General features: G+C 58.9%; 8 protein-coding genes and 1 pseudogene. 5 read left to right on the forward strand and 4 right to left on the reverse strand.

The features are described from left to right. Window positions 1–517 precede the first annotated feature (517 nt). Both ABIA40_RS02390 and ABIA40_RS02395 read left to right on the forward strand, forming a co-directional pair. The gene (locus ABIA40_RS02390; protein WP_404538830.1) at window positions 518–2,236 is read left to right on the forward strand and encodes an NEL-type E3 ubiquitin ligase domain-containing protein; all 1,719 of its coding nucleotides are present in this window, start codon (window positions 518–520) and stop codon (window positions 2,234–2,236) included. Window positions 2,237–3,465: 1,229 nt separating this feature from the next. After that, entirely contained in the window at window positions 3,466–5,712 is a 2,247-nt protein-coding gene (locus ABIA40_RS02395) for a hypothetical protein (RefSeq protein ID WP_404538832.1), read from the forward strand. 966 nt (window positions 5,713–6,678) lie between these two features. On the opposite strand, the gene ABIA40_RS02400 is transcribed toward ABIA40_RS02395, so the two are convergent. Beyond that, window positions 6,679–8,259: a carbohydrate porin gene (locus tag ABIA40_RS02400; protein WP_240538235.1), complete on the reverse strand. Its 1,581-nt coding sequence runs from the start codon at window positions 8,257–8,259 to the stop codon at window positions 6,679–6,681. Window positions 8,260–8,288: 29 nt separating this feature from the next. Here ABIA40_RS02400 and ABIA40_RS02405 point away from each other — a divergent pair, with 29 nt between their 5' ends. The 3 genes and pseudogenes from ABIA40_RS02405 to rocF all read left to right on the forward strand — a co-directional run bounded on the left by ABIA40_RS02405 (window position 8,289) and on the right by rocF (window position 11,570). Beyond that, window positions 8,289–8,594: a hypothetical protein gene (locus tag ABIA40_RS02405; RefSeq protein ID WP_036015462.1), complete on the forward strand. Its 306-nt coding sequence runs from the start codon at window positions 8,289–8,291 to the stop codon at window positions 8,592–8,594. Window positions 8,595–9,259: 665 nt separating this feature from the next. Further along, a pseudogene (locus ABIA40_RS02410) lies at window positions 9,260–10,284 on the forward strand (glycosyltransferase family 4 protein). Window positions 10,285–10,592: 308 nt separating this feature from the next. Continuing rightward, window positions 10,593–11,570 (forward strand): arginase, encoded by a 978-nt coding sequence (rocF, locus tag ABIA40_RS02415; RefSeq protein ID WP_404538837.1) that lies wholly within the window; start codon window positions 10,593–10,595, stop codon window positions 11,568–11,570. A gap of 360 nt (window positions 11,571–11,930) precedes the next feature. Here the strand turns inward: rocF and hemN are convergent, their stop codons facing one another. From hemN to ABIA40_RS02430, 3 genes are all read right to left on the reverse strand, one after another. Beyond that, window positions 11,931–13,268: an oxygen-independent coproporphyrinogen III oxidase gene (gene hemN, locus ABIA40_RS02420; RefSeq protein WP_036045238.1), complete on the reverse strand. Its 1,338-nt coding sequence runs from the start codon at window positions 13,266–13,268 to the stop codon at window positions 11,931–11,933. Between the two features lie 1,764 nt (window positions 13,269–15,032). Next, entirely contained in the window at window positions 15,033–15,758 is a 726-nt protein-coding gene (locus ABIA40_RS02425) for an outer membrane protein (RefSeq protein ID WP_225126357.1), read from the reverse strand. 485 nt (window positions 15,759–16,243) lie between these two features. Then, window positions 16,244–16,489: a hypothetical protein gene (locus ABIA40_RS02430; RefSeq protein WP_036015451.1), complete on the reverse strand. Its 246-nt coding sequence runs from the start codon at window positions 16,487–16,489 to the stop codon at window positions 16,244–16,246. Between the last annotated feature and the right edge of the window lie 343 nt (window positions 16,490–16,832).

Raw genomic sequence — 16,832 nt, forward strand, 5'->3', positions numbered from 1 at the left:
CCGCCCGTTATCTCCGCCTACACGTTTCCGCACCGACGCGGCAGCGGCTTAAACGTCGAGCCCGGGGGGCGGCACGGTGCGTTACCTCAATGGCAGGCAGGGATTCCTTTTCGGCCGAGTCCGTGAAAAACGAAGAGCGGCAGGCGCTCGAACGCTCACCTCCGCGGCCGTCCTTTCACTTGCCAAGGCAACCGGTGCAACGCTGGTCTTTGCGAGTGATTGGGCGTTTTGCAGCGAGACTCGTCAGCTGATCGACAGGTGGCCGTGCTAGCGGCAGAACGCTTTCACGTTATCGTCCTCCGGGTCTGTCAACGGAATGGCAGCAAACGTTGCAGCAGCAGCGATCCATTCGCCGCCTCCAAATCGTGTGAAGCTGATCCGCCTTCGACCAGGGCGGGCCGCCGCGGGCGCCCGTGCGCCCGCTCGAACGATTATTGCGCCAGCGCGCAAACTCCTGCTCCGCGGCTTTGCGCAGCGGCACGCGGATTTCTTAGTTTATGCCGAGGGAGATAAGATAATGGACACAGGACAGGCACAGCGGAGCGCAGGTTCTGCCCCGGATACTTTTGAAGAAGGGGAGCGGGAAAGCTACCTCGGCAGCTTCAACCGTGCCTTGGCAAATTTGGTCGAGAGCTTGACAGGGTTTCGGACCCCCAGCTCCGCGCGCGCGCGGATCCTGGACGAGTGGGTTGGCGAAGAGGGGCAGGGCTCAGCGGAAAACCGCGGACAGGGGCGCTCGCGAATCAGGGCTGCGGACAACATGCGCTCGCACTTGGTCGATTTGTCATCCCTGTCCTTAACCTCTTTGCCCGACGCCCTGCCGCCGAGACTGCTGAACCTCCGTGCCATGCACAACGAGCTAGGCAGCCTGCCCGCTAGCCTCCCACCTGGTCTCCACGAACTTTTTATTAGCCACAACCGGCTAACCAGTTTGCCGCACGCTCTTCCGGCGAGCCTCTATCGCTTAGAGGTGAGCGATAACAGGTTGACGAGTCTCCCAGATAGCCTCCCGGCGGAGCTGGGGATCCTGAACGCAAACAACAATCGACTGAGTAGGTTGCCCGACGCTCTCCCGAGCAGCCTCACCTCGCTCGCGGTCAGTGGCAATCAGCTGACCGAACTCCCCGAGTCCCTCCCATGGGGGCTCGTTGAACTCGATGTCAGCAGCAATCAATTGGCCAATCTCCCCGAAACCCTTCCGAGCTGGCTTGAATCGATCGATGTCAGCGGTAACCGGCTGACCAGCCTGCCTGAGGATCTGCTACCGGGGAGTTTGGGCCGTCCGCTGCAGAACGTCGAGTTCGGTGATAACCCATTCCCGGACGAAGTCCGCGCTCACCTCGCGGCACCCCATCTTGAGCAGCTGCCTCTGGACGAGGCTGCCGCGCACTGGCTCGGGGACGATCCGACGGCGCTAGCCGAGTGGCAGCACTTTGCGGATGAGCCTGGCGCCCAAGACTACGCCCGGTTCCTAGAAAGGCTACGTGGGACCGTCAATTATGGCAATCACGAGTTTCGGCAGGCCGTGGCGGATGATCTGCGGCAGGCGGCGACCAATCCGAGATTGCGCGAACAGTTTTTCACACAGGCTTCTGAAGCCAACGCGAGTTGCGAGGATCGTGTCACTCTGCACTGGAACGGTATGCGGACCGCGCGCCTTAATTCTGACGTCGAGGAGGGGGTGTATGATAATAGGCTCGGCCAACTGATCCAGCGCGGCCGCGTTGCGTTCCGCCTGGACGCGCTGGAAGGGATCGCGCGCGACAGGGTCAACTCGCTCCTCACTCTCCACCCGAACTCAGACGATGTCGAAGTCTACTTGGCCTATCAAAATCTTCTTCGCGAGCCGCTGGAGCTGATTCACGTCGCCCCTGACATGCGCTTTCTGACGGTTTCTCACGTGACATCCGATGATGCGGCGCGCGCGCTGCAGTCGGTTCGCGAGCAAGAAGCGAACCAGTTTACTGACTACATGGCAACCCGCTGGCAACCGTGGGAGACGGTGCTGAGGCGAATCGCTCCTGATGAATATGAAGCGATGCAAGACCGGCTCGTCGAAGCCATGGGCGAGGAGTTTCAAACCCGCTTGGATCAGCGACTGGCCGAGCACGGTCTTCTAGGCGATCCGGATGCCGAGCGGGTGCTCGGAGCCCAAGTCCGAAACGAGCTCGCCGGTGAGATCAAACGCGAAGTCATGCACCGTGTGCTGGCCGAGCGTGGCGGCCTCGAACTCTGAGGTTTCATCACGCCGGAGATATATCTATCAATGCTCTATAGCGGGGCCAAAAATCGATCGTCAAAGCCTCGCCAATTGCCGCGAAGGTGCTTTTGCACTTCGGGAAAATGGGGGCCTTTCGGTCTTCCGATCGATGAAGGCGCGCAAGGCGAGGCATATCTTCGTCAGCTCAACAGCTCCTCGGGATCAGAGCTCCACTGGTCGAAAGTTGTTGAGCAGACCAGACAGGGCGCTGCCGCGGCTAACCAGCTGGTTTGACTTTGAGTTAACTGTTCGTCAGATCTAGTTGAGTTCGAGTCCTTCCAGCGAGATCATCTCGGCAAGCAAGTGTTGGAGTACCGTAGCGATGGCCAATCCGGCATGCGGGAGTCGTGCACGCACTTGATCGAGGCGTTCGAGGCTGCACGACAAGCCTTGCGGTTCCGCAGTCAAGGGCTGAGGCAGACTGAAGCGAACGAATGAAGTCTGCCGGATCTTTATTTGCCGAGCTCGCTTGCCAAGCTCATCCTCGAACTGCGCGCTGCCTGTCCGATCCCGAGCGCCGAGAGGCGCTCGGGATGACTACCGAGAACTCAGGACAACCTGCACATCTTTTTGAAAAAGCTGTCTGGGCGATTTCATGTCTGAACGCGCTGTTCCTCTCGTCTAGGCGACTACGCTCCCTCATGGGCAGCCCTATGTGATCCACGTTTTCCCGGAAACGGCGGATGCGCGGTAAGCCCCCAAAAGGGACGTTCTGCATCCGAGCGAATGCGCCGGACCTGGTAAACCGCAGTAGGCCAATTCGGTCCTTCATAAGCGTAGTCGAAACCAACAAATGGAAGCCCAGGTCACCAGAACGCCTCCCGGTCTGCGTCAAGGAGAGGTCGCTGTCCGTCATTGAAGCAGGATAAGCTGAGCGCCAAAGTTGCGGAGAAGATGCTCGTCACGCATGACCTTAGACATTGTTAGCGGCCGAGGAATTCCGGCCTGATGCTTGAATTCCTCGCACGATCGTCAGGACCATCCATTGGTATCATCGGTTTACGAATTCCTCGACTGGAACAGGCTAGGCGAAGAGGTGCGAAAAATTGGAGCGCCTGTCGCCAGCCGATGCGAGGCCGTCAATCGCGCAGCAATGTCCTAATCTCGTCAGCTTTTCGAAAGGTTGCGGCTACAACAATCCACAATCTGTTTCTTGCTAGACGTACCGATTGCTGTCGGGCCTATACAAACATGAGGAGAGCAGGGTGGATCCGGTTGACCCATTCTTCGATTCAGGAGCCTGGATGCGGGAGTACGCTGCCCTGCAAGAGCGGGCCGCGCAGCGAGGAGACAACCAAAGGGAGCACGGCGGTTTCGAACGGCAGCTGGAGGATTTGAGTCTCGATCCGTCAGATGAAAGCAACTCAAATTCGTCCAATCCGGCTCCCGCAGGACGTCGAGCAGTCCGGCGGGAGGATTTCGGCGGTTCGATGCGGGTGCCGCCGGACTCCACTTTTAGGGAGAGTGCGCTGGGCGGCACGCGGCGGAGCGTAGACATTCCCAGCTTCCAGCTTCCCGCTTTGGCGCAAGTGCCGCAGTCCAGCTTGCGAGATGATCTGTTCAGCAGCGCGCGCTACAGCTTTCCGCAGGCAGAGTCTGCCGCGTCGGCCAAGAGCGGAAAAAGCGGCGGATTATGGTCACGCTTCAAGTCGGGAATCGGCAAGGCTTTTGGCGGGAGCAGCAGCGAAAAGTACTCGCGCAACGGGGGGCAGGGGGATGCCTTTTCCACGAATCTTCGCATTGACTATGCTCGGCAGCCGGGCCGGACGCGCGCTGTCCCAGAGGAGGACGAGGCGCTAATAAGAGATTTCAGAAACAAGGCGGCGGGTAACCTCACCGACGGCACGATCAAGAATGCCGCAGCCGATTTGCGCCATTTGAGCGCGCGCCTGAGCACCGCTGGCAGGCCCTCAATTGCCGATCGAATTCAACGGGAATCAGAAAACGCGCAGCAGGACAACCCGGAGGTGGAAAACCATCAGCTGGAAGCTGAGCTGGATGAGGATGTCGATACCTACGCAAAGGACAGAAGCAGACGCATCAAAGCGGCCTTGAAGAAGCTCCGTGAGGTCGGTGCCGGAAACGCGCTGGCGCCTGATCTCCGCCGACTGGCCCCTCACCGCGCGGACGCAATCCTCATCGACATGTGGTCGGCGGCGGAAAAGGCGGCGCACAGGATCGAGCCGGAGACGATCGACAGGCAAGCTCGCCGCATGTATAGGCTAAGTGAGTGGCTGCAGATGCATGATCGGCCGGCAATGGCTGGCAGACTTTCCACCCCAGCCCTTGACCGGGATGTCGAGGAATACAGGCGCGAAACCAAGGACGGCAAGATCAAGCCTGATCTAGTCAAGCTTGGCCAATACGAGCAAATCCTGGAGGCGAACAGGGCGCTTGGATTGCCGCCTCCTGAGGATCCGGGCCAGCCTTCTTGGGAAGCTGCTCGACAGCCGCACTCACTGCAGGAGCCTCCTGCAACGCCAGCCACCCCGAGCGCGGGAGCCTGGGATTGGCTTGGCGAGCAGATCCATGGGCCCACCACATCGATGCGAGCGCCCAGCGATTGGCAGGCCGGTTCGTCGCAAGAGCTTCCCGCAGCCCCGGCAACGCCGAGCGCGGCAGCCCGGGATTGGATTGGCGAGCAAATCCACGAACCCGCCTCACCAGTGCCAGCGCCGCACTGGGCCGCGCAAGCTCATCCGCCGCTCGAGCTTCCTGCTACTCCGGCCACCCCGAGCCAGGGAGCCTGGGCCTGGCTTGGGCAACAGATGCAAGAACCCGCATCGCCGTCATCGGTAAGGCCCCGATCCTCAAACATCTACGGCGGTCTCGACTCCTTCGTTGATCTGGATCCACCCACACCGCACGATTTGCGTGACGATGCGCGCTCTGCGCCAGCACCTGAATTTGCAGCCACCTCGTGGTTCGCAGGACCGCCGGGGCCGGCTGCGGAGCTGCGGGATATCGGAGCGATCGTTGGCGCCGACTGGCGCCACGGCTCCAGGGCGGCTTCAGACGTGTTGATCGACGTATTGAGCAATATCAATCTGCTGCCAAACCAGTTCGGGCCAAGTCAGTTTGCGATCAATGGGGAGCGCTATTCCGCGACTGTCGGGCCGGAAGGCCCCATGGATGTTCGCCTGATCCATCACCCGCGCGCTGGCGGAATAAACGAAGCTGGCCCATCGCAGCCCCTCTATCGTCCCCCGCAGATCGTCAGGGCCGCGCGACCCGACGAAGGTACAGTCGATCTTGGCTATTTGATTCGGGGCGGATGGGAGCACCGGGAGCGATTCCTGCCCGATTACCTTGTCCGCGTCCTTGAAGGCCAGCGCATCATGCCGGAAGTTGGGCGCCCGACCTATTTCGCTATCCGTGGAGTGCCTTATAGGGGCGAGTTGGTGGAAAGCGCGGGACGTCGGCGCGTTCGCGCCTATCCCGAACGTGGCTGAAGAATCAAACTTGGCTGCATTTCCAAATGCTCGGCGGGCAGTTCGCGCGCGGCCTTCGCTCACGTCGCGCTTGATGGGCCATGCATCCAGTCGATGTAGATTGCAGAGCTGAGGCGGGACGTTGGCGATGGTGCTGGCGGTCGGTTTATCGTGCTACAACTCCAATGCTCGTACTCAGACACGAGGTTGGTCTCGAAGACGACTGTCTCTCGCCAACGCCGTGTGCACCCCGATCGATAGGGCCCTCCTGCGACGCTTACCCGAGGGTTCCTCCCGAGAGCTCTGCTCTGCGTCGAGCTCCCCTCGAGAACTGCTCCTCGTCAACAGTAAACCCTTCAGGATCAACGAAAAACGAGAGGCCCAGGGGATCCTCCCATTGCCGCTGAACCTCGTCACGTAAGTCCTTTCGAGCTGCTGAAGCTCCTTTGAAGGAACGGAACATGGCAATGCTATGGATTGGTCGCCCAGATGATCCAGTAGGCAGCGAAGCTGCTCTTAAGAAGCTGCTCTGGACCGACAAGGACCTGTCCTTCGTGGAGAGCCGACGGTACGGGCGTATTATCCTGCCCACCCTGATGCTCCTCTTGCCGGTTAGCCTCGTGCGGCACGCGGTTCTGCACAGGGGCGCCATCGATGCGTGTCCGTGGGTATGGGGTCTTGGAGAATTGATGAGAGTCCGGTTCTGTGGGGGAAGAATTGAGATTAGCGCGAGTGCGCCTTGGACGCACGATGGGCACGACGCCCCCCGTCGAGCGAAAGGTCCGTAGATACTTTAATGCTTCAACGAGTCTGTTGCTATTCGCGTCCCCGCTGAACTGGCGCACGTCACCGCCGGGTCAGCGACTTTCCGTCAAGCCGAGCAACAATGCTTGGCTAGCGCAGATGCGGCGGATCCTTTCAAAGAGATCGCCAAGCTCAAGTCCCTCGGGTCACGAGGAGTTGGTAGCAGAATGGCGGTTGCGATGATCAGAAGAATACCAACGTAGATAGCAACAGATTGAGCGCGTCTTTAGTCTGGGGAGTGTGCGTGATGCTTGTCGGGTTATGAATGTATGACAGCCCCACCCCTGCATATATTCCCGGAGCGAGATGGGCGGTATATGTTGCGGTGATTGCTGTTGTTTCGCGATGCGCAAGCTGCCCTTTGGCGAGGGCAGCATCCACCGCAAAGTTGCTCCAGCTCGTGTTGCTAGCAACGAGTGCAATCAGATCACTGGGCCGACTGTCAAATGCTCCCCTCGCGTAAAGACGAAGCTCGCAATACCGGCTGATCCTGTTCAGGTCCGGCGGAGCTTCCATAATGGAGAAGCCGCCATAGATGCCGCGAGATGGGATCCCATCGGGGTCGTTCTGCCAGAACTGCCTGTCCGCAGCGATGTAGTGAAAGTTATTCCCGCTTTCCCTCCCTCGCTTGGGATCCGTCAAACTCGTGTACCGGCTGCTGTTGAAACCAACGCCCGCCCGCAGCCAGGTATCGGGTACGCCGGGAGCTGCCTTGCTCTTGTAGCCGGCTTCATCAATGAGAAGAATGCCTGCGTGGGGCGTGCTCCAGTTCAAACCCGTGGGATTCTCCGTTATCTGGACATAGGGACCATCTGGACTAATTGAGCGCTGGACCGAGGCCTTGTTGTACAAGGCACGGGCAAAATTGTACTTCAGGTTGACCGCAGGCGTCGGTGCGGCATTGGTGCTCATGCCCCCCTGGAACAAGGCAGACATGTTCGATCCTGTAATCCCTCCGAACAATGTGCCGGTGAATTCATTTTGGTTTCTGAGATAGCCAAGTTTGAGTTCTAGCGTCCTGTCGAAGAAAGTCTGGTAGTAGGCGAGCGTATTGAGCCCCACTCGATCTGGTCCCGCGCGATCCCACGTCCAGTGTTGCTGCTCGGCCCCTAGTACAATTTGTCCGTCGGAAATGCCAAACCGGCTGAGATCGTAGGTGACGATCATGAAGTTTGCCGACGCGAATGTCGGATTCTGGCCCATATAGAGCTGGTTTTCGATCGTGCTTCTGGCGGCATTCGGCAGCAGGTTGTTTGCAAAGCTGTTGTGTGTCCAGCCGATGTAGCCGATGCCGACATCTGCAAGCGCCGATCTAACGCCGCCCTTGTCCTGATCGATCGTGTCCGCAGCGCCAGGTATGTTGAACCACACCCCTTTTTCACGCAGATTATCGTACCGTGCGAAGGGATCGACCGTCTTTTGCGTTCTTGTCTGAGCAGCTCTGTCCGCACCAGCGTGCTTTTCGAAAGGCGCACCGGGACTTGGCGCTGGCGCCGGGGCAGGAGGGCTGATTGCCGGGTCCATCCGGAGCTTTTCGGCCGGATCAGAAGCCTTTCGTCTTTTGCTGGCCTGATCCACAGGGTGGCTACTAGGATCAAACCCGCTGGCGGTTTGTGCCAGTACGGAATTGTCGACCAGATAAGCTGCGAGCGAAACTGCGATGACAAGCCAACGTTGCTTTCCCCTCGGCTTTAAATGGATGGAAAGTGCTCTGGCCGCCGGGTATCCCCACGGCAAACTCGTCTCAAGAAAGTAATCACGCACGGCGCACCTTGCTTCCATCTCTGCCGGCCATGAACAGATTGCGCAGCGGCCTGATTGGCCAAGAGCTCAGCGTTTTCGCGTTCGAGAGCGAGGGAGGCGAGCTGGATCTCGATCGTTCCGACAAGAACCATCCACGCTTTGTAAAGCTGTTAGATCGCGACACGATGATCTGCTTCGCAACCATGCCTATGAACGAGGCCGGTGCGCCGAGGGCCAGCCCCGCGCGTTGGTTCATCGAGGTGCTAAGGAAGAGCGCGCAGCGACTCGCTGTCATGGATGCAAAAGCGTTGCGAATGTCCCGCTTGCTCACCGTGAGTCAGCCGATTTGGCGCTGAGGCCAGGCTTCACGAAGCGCTTCATTGGTATCGTTGTCACGGAAACACGAGACAGTCGCCAAGCTCGCCGAGGCGCCTTTGAATTTGCGCGTCCGGCAATCACACCACAAGGTCTAACCTGATGGCCCAGGAGGCCGGAGGAATCAGCGATCGAGCAACTTTGCCGCCTACCCGCGAGCAGGTTGCTGGCTCTGTTACCGCGGCTCTCACGGCAAAATCTGTGTTGCATCCGAGCCCCTTGACGTGCGCGGCGTTCGTTGATCACGCTTGCCATGTATCCGTCATCTCAAACAACCCGCCGGAATTGGGAGTTGAACAGTTTGCAATGATAGCTGGTCCAATCGGCCATTCCGGCTCGGCCGCTCAGCCGTTGTGCCTATGTGGCGTGTGCCGGATGAAGTTTGTGATGTCGCAAGACGGAGTCTCGCAATTTTGGTGACGCCGCTTGTCCTCGTCGTTTCAGCGCGCAACTTGATCGATCTGTTCGGCAATCGCGTGTACTCAAGCCCTGCGAGGACTCGACGATCGAACTCGACGGCTACGGATATCGCTGGTTTCGAGTCGACGAATGAGCGCACTCCGACGGATATACGCGACCTTCGCCGGGCCCTTGACTGAATCTCGTCGGTCTGCCGCGGGCAGCAAGCGCCATGGGGGAGTTACTGATGAAGATAGCTCAGATTGCTTCGCTCGCCGAAAGCGTCCCACCAAAGCTCTATGGTGGAACGGAAAGAGTGGTCGCCTGGCTCGTCGATGCACTCGTCGAACTCGGGCAGGGTGTCACCCTCTTTGCGAGCGGCGATTCCGGGACCCCCGCCACACTTTCTCCGGTCTGGCCAAAAGCACTTCGCCTTGGGCGACCACGCTCAGACCCGAACGCGGCTTTGGCTGCCCAACTGGAAGCAGTTTAGGATTGCGCAGACCAGTTCGACGTGATTCACGCTCACATCGACTGGCTACATCTGCCCATCCCCTATCGCGCAGGAGTGCCATTTATCACGACGATGCACGGCCAGCTGGATCTGCCGGGATTGCCGGCCGTGACCAGCAAGTTTCCAGAAGCTTGCTTCGCATCCATCTCGGATAATCAGCGCATTGCGCTCGCCAGCGCAAACTGGTGCGGAACGGTGTATCACGGTCTGCCCATGCACCAGTTCGGCGCCTCATTTGCTGCCGGATCGTACCTGGCGTTTCTCGGGCGCTTGACCGCCGAAAAAGGCCCCGAAGATGCGATCCGCATCGCGCTCGCCGCCAGGATGCCGCTTCGGATTGCCGCCAAGGTCCGTCGCGCCGAAAGTGGGTATTTCAGAGAGAAGATAGAGCCTCAGATTGACGGCAAACAGATCCAGCTCGTCGGCGAGGTAGATGACGATTCGAAACAGCCGTTCCTTGCAGGAGCCGCTGCTTTGCTCTTCCCAATCAGGTGACCCGAGCCGTTTGGATTGGTGATGATTGAGGCGATGGCCTGCGGAACGCCAGTCATTGCTTACCGGTCCGGTTCGGTGCCCGAGATTATCGAGGAAGAGGTGACAGGCTTCATCGTCAAAACGAGGACGAAGCAATTGAGGCTGTGTCGCGGCTTGGGCAAATCGATCGAGGGCGCGTCCGCGCGCGCTTCGAAGAGCGCTTCACGGCAGAGCGAATGGCACGGGATTACTTGCGCCACTATCGCGCCCTCTTGGTCCGGTAAAGCTGGACATCCTATGTATCGCTTTGGGTCAACGGCTCTGTGATCTACACCAAAATCGGTCGGGTCGGCGCTCCTGAACACTGCATCACAAAGTGGTTAGATGAAGCAGGGATCTTTCTTCGTTGGTAGGATACCTTGACCATATACTCATCGGCCACCGAATTTAGCGGCGACGCTCGGCCATGCCGGGTTGGGACGTGGATTGCGGTATCTCCGTGCTCAAGGGTGCGACCTCCAGGCGTGTTGATGGAAGCCGGCACCTTTGGCTATCCGCGCTGGGTCAACCTTGCTGATGTCAGGAGGCAGCCGTGACCGATCGGACCATGACGGATCGAGCCCGGCGTATCGCCTTGCTTGGTGCTCCCATCGACATGGGGGCTTCGCAGCGCGGCACCTTGATGGGGCCTGCGGCGCTGCGCACTGCCGGCCTTGCGACATTGCTGGAAAGCCTTGATTTCGAGGTCGTCGATTATGGCGATCTGTCCGTCGCCGACGTCCGGGATCTCACCGACAGGCCGCCCGAACAAGCCAATCATTACCGCGAAATCCAGCGCTGGACCCGCGTTCTGAGCCGCAGAGGCTATGAGATCGCGACAACCGGTGCGCTGCCGATCTTTCTCGGCGGCGATCACACGCTGTCGATGGGGTCGGTCAATGCCATGGCGCGGCATTGGCAGGAGCGCGGCCGCGAACTGTTCGTGCTCTGGCTCGACGCCCATGCCGACTACAACACGCCGGAGACGACGATCACCGCGAACATGCACGGCATGTCAGCCGCGTTCCTGTGCGGCGAGCCCGGGCTTGACGGCCTGCTCGGCGACGATCCGCGCGCTTCGATTCTCCCGGACAAACTCGATCTGTTCGGCGCGCGTTCGATCGACAAGCTCGAAAAGGAGCTGATGCGCTCGCGCCGGATCAGGATCGTCGACATGCGCCAGATCGACGAGTTCGGCGTCGCCGTCCTGATCCGCCGCGTCATCGAACGCGTCAAGACGAGCGATAGCGTGCTGCATGTCAGCTTCGATGTCGATTTCCTCGATCCTTCCGTGGCGCCGGGCGTCGGCACCACCGCGCCGGGTGGTGCCACCTATCGCGAGGCGCACCTGATCATGGAGCTGCTGCACGATTCCGGCGTCGTCGGATCGGTCGACATCGTTGAGCTCAATCCTTTTCTGGACGAACGCGGTCGGACCGCGCGCACGGCAGTCGAGCTGATCGGCAGCCTGTTCGGTCAGCAGATCACCGACCGGCCGACGCCGAGCAACGCCATCGCGCCGGGCGAATGATGGCCGCCATGCCTGCAGCACTTCCTGCCAAGACCAAGCAAGAGCCGCCCGCCCGTCCATCCTTGCAGAGCCGTCCGCAGGCCAAGCGTTCGGCAAGGCTATTGAGACGAGCGCCCGGACTTGCCACTCCGGCGCGGCTAAAGGCCGGGCCCTCCCGCGCAACCGATCGAGGGGGCCGGAGCGGCGGAATCCGCTGCGCTTCTCTCCAATCAGCTCTCTTCTGATCAGCGCTCGCCGATTTGAGGCTGTATCGAACACCGCCGCTCCATCCTCGAAATCTGGCCTGTCTGTCGGAGGCGCCTCTTGGGATCATTCCCTCGCGAAGAGCTTAGATGTTTGGAGTCTGCTCACATGCGTGGCTTAGCTAATAGGCGTACGGTCGAGATAAGTGTCGAATGCGGCAGCGACTGCACGAACGACAAACCGATGCTCCTGCTTGACCCGAATTAAACCCCCTTCAATGTCCACTATCCCGTCTTCGGCAAGCATTCCCAGCCGGCCTGCGGAATTGAGAAGAGGAATCGGATCAAATCCGTGAGCAGCACAGATCGCTGGTATGTCGGCCTGCAAATCGCACATTAGACGCTCGATGATTGCGGCGCGGAGGCGATCTTCGGCCGACAGCCAATAGCCTTTTGAGATTGCCAAGCGGCCGGCCCGAACGTGTTCGGAATAGGAAGTGGTCGCGATCTCGTTCTGGACGTAACCCTCACGCAAACGGCCGATGGCGGACGGACCTAGGCCGATTACGGTTTTGCAGGTATCAGCCGAATAACCGAGGGAGTTGCGGCGCAGTCGACCAGCTTTCTGCGCCAGGGCGAGCTCGTCGTTGGGCAGGGCGAAATGGTCGAGCCCGATCTGGTGGTAGCCGGCCGAGACCAGGGTATCTGCAATGGCCGCGGCTTGCTCAGCGCGGGCAATATTGTCCGGCAGCGCCGTCTCATCGAGATGGCGCTGACGTTTCATATAGGAGGGGACGTGAGCATAGCCGAAAACCGCAAGCCGGTCTGGCCGCATGGCCAGAGCTGTCCGCGCTGAGTCCACGCAGGACCGCACCGTTTGATGCGGTAGTCCGAAGAGAAGGTCGAAATTGATGCGGCTTATCCCATGCTGGCGTAGACTTTCGACGACAGAAGCCGTTAGCACCTCGCTCTGCAGGCGGTTGACCGACCTTTGAACTATAGGATCGAAGCTTTGCACGCCGATGCTTGCGCGGTTGATCCCGGCCGATTGTAACGTTTCGACCATCTCGGGCGTGACCCCACGCGGATCGATTTCTATGGCGATGGTAGGTGATCTTCTGAACGCAAAGCAGTGGCGCAGGAGTTCCATCAAGGCGAGAAAGTCGCTCGGTGCAATGGTGGTCGGCGTCCCGCCGCCGAAATGCACGTCGCTCACCGGCAGAGCGCGCGGCACTTGCTCCGCGACCAAGCCTATTTCCTCTCGCAATGCTGCCAAGTAATTGCGGACCGGTCGCTCGCTGCGAGTAAGGCTTGTAGGGAAGCCGCAATACCAACAGATAGAGCGACAGAACGGAACGTGGATGTAGAGCGATACGGGCTCGTCGGGCGGCAGTCGCCTCAGCCATGTCTCACAAGTCTCGACACCGACCATCGCGGAGAAATCCCGTACGGTTGGATAGATGGTGTACCAAGGCAGGCGAGCATCGCAATACTTGTTTAGAAGGGAGGTCTGCAAGTCCTAACTTTCCAGTGCTCAGGCCAGCATAAAGCTGACGAATACCCTCTCTAATGTCTTTGCGATATGTCAAACCCGCCTAGTGGTTTCTGAGATCTGGTCCCGTTTTCGACGCGACTGCAAACGCGGCTTAGGGGCAGGGTGAGGGAGTGAGACTCGCTCGTTGGCGGCTATCTGAACGTTTAGGATATGAATTTCTCGTGCGAGCACGCTCGAAGCGGCTAGTCGTGCCGACGAGCCTGCGCGGCGTTCAATCGCTCATACAAGGGCACGTCGTTTCCGCATTCGCTGAGGGCTAGTTATTTTTGCGACGAAAACAGGGACTGCAGCTCTCACCAGAAGCAGCTGAGCTTGCCGCAGATTTTCAAACCGGTTTTTCCAAGCAAAGGCCGATTTGATTGCTCACAGGGTTCAACGGATGCCTCCCGTCAAAGGCCGGCGTGCCACGGAGACAAGTTGCTTGATGGATGACAGCGAGAGGAGCGCAATAGTACAACGTGACGCGACGTGCGATTCGAGTCCGTCGGCGCTGCCGACGAAAACTCGCTTTGATCTCTAGTATCGAACGCATAAGCCTCAATTCCGCCACGCTGCTTGTCTCATTGCCACAAGCATCATCACGGATGTACTGATGATGTTGGGGCGAACCCGGCGCACTTTCAGCCCCCCGGCCGAGTGCGTCGGGGCGCCTTGGTTTGGCGGCGTCTCGTTGCTGTCTAATGCAGCTCACCAACTCACAACGACTGTGGACGTTCTGCTGATGGCAAAGCGAATTCTGGCCAGATGCATCAGACGTAACACTATCTGCAATGGTCTATTCTGCGTGACCAGCTAGGTTGTTTTCTTTTCGAACATAGCCTTTGCAGCTATCGATCGGCGCCAGATCGCGCATATCTACTCCGTTAGCCTTCATTCGCGTCGATGTGATGCACCTGCAGCTCTCAGTGTCACATAGGCCGCCTGGTCAGGCGTCGACCATCCAGTCACTATGTTCTCGATGCTGCGAGCTCGAGCCGTCTATGCAGGACCGGGGAGGGGAGATCTTGCGCCTTTTCATTGCATGAATGCGTTCGCATCCTGGTATTCCAGTCCATTCACAATGGATCGAGGAAGTTTGTGGTTCGGTAGACCAATCGAGCCTGCAGATGCTCTTGCGCGAATGCGAGCTGAGCCTACCCAGGTGTCGAGGAGATTGCCGCAACCGCTTGATCAGCCGAAAGTGGGTGCCCCACCCGACCTCTGTTGTACAATGCGGTGGCATACCAATGAAAATTATTAGTGCAGTACCACGCGCCTCGCCAACGCTCGTACAGAGCAGCGAGATGATCGCGAAGAGCAGAGAAATCATGCCTCAACGATCTTGGCGAAGATCTTCGCCGTTTCCACCGAGCCTTTCATAAGTTGTGCATCAGGTGCGGCCTTGTTGTGTTTCCGCAAGGGGGCTTAAGTGGGGATGGCGCGGCCGGAGCTGCAGTCAGGTCAAGGTCCTTAATGAGTGTCGTGTGTAGACCGTCCCATCAACTGCCGAACTTTGTACTTGACTGGGCTGGAATAGGGCTGCGCTTTTGGCCCTGAGAGGGCCGGACTCGAGGGGCCGCCGAGGTAAGCTGCATTTCTTGCTGTAAGTCACCTCGTGTCCCGGCTTCGCAAATGGTGCTGTCGCCTTCCCTACCAATGTCATGATTGCCGTTTTTGTGGGATCAACTCGCGAAAGAACCCCGACCGCGGGCCAGGGTTCCGATTCACGCAACCGCGTAGAGGTCTCTATCTAGCAAAGGGCGAGCCAAACTTGTAATTGAGCCGTGCCGTGATGAGATCGACATCCTGGTGGACGCGATCCGTACCAAGAGCCGCTGGGAAGCTGATGTTGCTGCGCTGCATGAAGAAGTGGTTATACTCGACGCCAGCTGACCAGTTCGGCGTGAGGCTGACTTCGGCACCGGCGCCCAGCACGCCACCCCAACGCACATCGCTGCTTTTGCCAATCTCGGTGCCAGTAGCCACTGAGTTGATCTGATAGGTGTTGCTGGTCACCGCAGCACCACCCTTGCCGTACAGGAGCACGGCATTGAACGCGTAGCCGATATGGCCCGTGAGTAGACCGAATGCATCTGTTGTGGTGCCAACGGTGTTTGCCGGAAAGGCGGTGCTGATATTGGAGCCGTTGAAGTCGGCCCAGTTGCCCTGACCTTCGATGCCGTAGACCATGTTGAAGATGTGCCAACGATAGCCAATCTGGCCACCAATGGTCCCGCCAGTCGAATTATGGCAGCCCTCGGGAGTGGCGCCATTGAAATCCCAGCAATTGTGGCTCGTTCCCCAGCCGCCATTTGCACCGATATAGTAGCCGGACCAATCGGTAATCGGGGCCGCGGCAGGCAGCGGTGCCGCTTTGACCTTGACAGGCTGCCCGGCCAGATCCGTGCCGAAGGAGGGAGCGGCGGCAACGAGTGCGCCGATGGTTGCAGTCAGAATCAGAATGTTTTTCATTCGAGTGTCGTTTCCTTTCGGTGCCCCCCGGCGCCGTGCGTTTAACAATATGAACGCGAATTGCTGTAACTGCCGCACAACATGTCTTGGAAAGAAATGTGTCCAATCGTACGCGGCGTTAGATTGCGGAGCGCGCAAAATGCCGCTGCTCCACATCCATCGAGACGCTGCGGCCCGGCAGTGGTGCCTCGCGGGGCCCTTCTTTGGACACGAGCCGTTCATGATGACGTCGATGCGACTGCAAAGTTGGGAGGTGCTTGGCTCCTTCTGTTGCAAACCGGCAAACCGAGGCCGCGCTTACACACTTCGTGCATGCTGACGGCTCAGACAGATCGGTAATGAAGGCCTTGATTACGGGCGCGCCGGGCAGAGCCTCAGTAGATGGAAAGTCTGCTCGACCACGCTCTGACCCGATTTGTCTATCGCATAGACCCGTTAGATGCGTTTACCAAGCCAGACGCTCCCAGCGGTACGGCTGCAAGCGCTCATTGCTCCGTCGACGGCGCGAGTTCAGCACGCAAGTTGCGTATCGCCTCGTTTGCCAGATTCAGAGTATTCCGTTCGCCTTTTCTTATCGAACACTCAAGGTAAGTGCGCAATTGTCTATGAAGGACGGCCTTCAGATTATGTGCCAGCAAGGGATCCTTCTCGACGAAGCCCCAAGCCTTGTCAAATGCGACGCTCACGACAGCATCTGGCACCTGCACTTGGTCGGAAGAAAACTGATCCATCTAAAACACTCCTCGACATCCTGACACAAGGGAGTAACCTCCCAAAAGCTAACCGAGATTTCGTGACGTGTAGCAAGCAAGACATCAGCGTGCAGACCCCCGATCGAGCTGCTCTCGGTGCTTCAGGGAAGTTTATAGATCGTTGTTGAAAGTCGGATGACCGAATGTCGTATTGCCAGGCGCAGTCGAATAATTCTGAAAGGAGTGAAACGAGCAGGGATTCTAGCGCGCTTCTTTACCGTAGTGCGCTGTTGATTGGTGTCGACAATAAATTGTGGATATTCTTCCTGCAAACGGAAGATCCGCGCTAGGCCAGTCACGACTAACCGGACGTGAGCGGCCC

The organism is Bradyrhizobium sp. USDA 223 (assembly GCF_044909005.1).
GTDB lineage: Bacteria > Pseudomonadota > Alphaproteobacteria > Rhizobiales > Xanthobacteraceae > Bradyrhizobium > Bradyrhizobium yuanmingense.

Excerpts from the sequence above, each read along its gene's own strand:
- ABIA40_RS02390 (WP_404538830.1), top strand. The coding sequence starts at position 518 with ATGGACACAGGACAGGCACAGCGGAGCGCAGGTTCTGCCCCGGATACT.
- ABIA40_RS02405 (WP_036015462.1), top strand. The coding sequence starts at position 8,289 with ATGAACAGATTGCGCAGCGGCCTGATTGGCCAAGAGCTCAGCGTTTTC.
- ABIA40_RS02425 (WP_225126357.1), bottom strand. The coding sequence starts at position 15,758 with ATGAAAAACATTCTGATTCTGACTGCAACCATCGGCGCACTCGTTGCC.
- ABIA40_RS02430 (WP_036015451.1), bottom strand. The coding sequence starts at position 16,489 with ATGGATCAGTTTTCTTCCGACCAAGTGCAGGTGCCAGATGCTGTCGTG.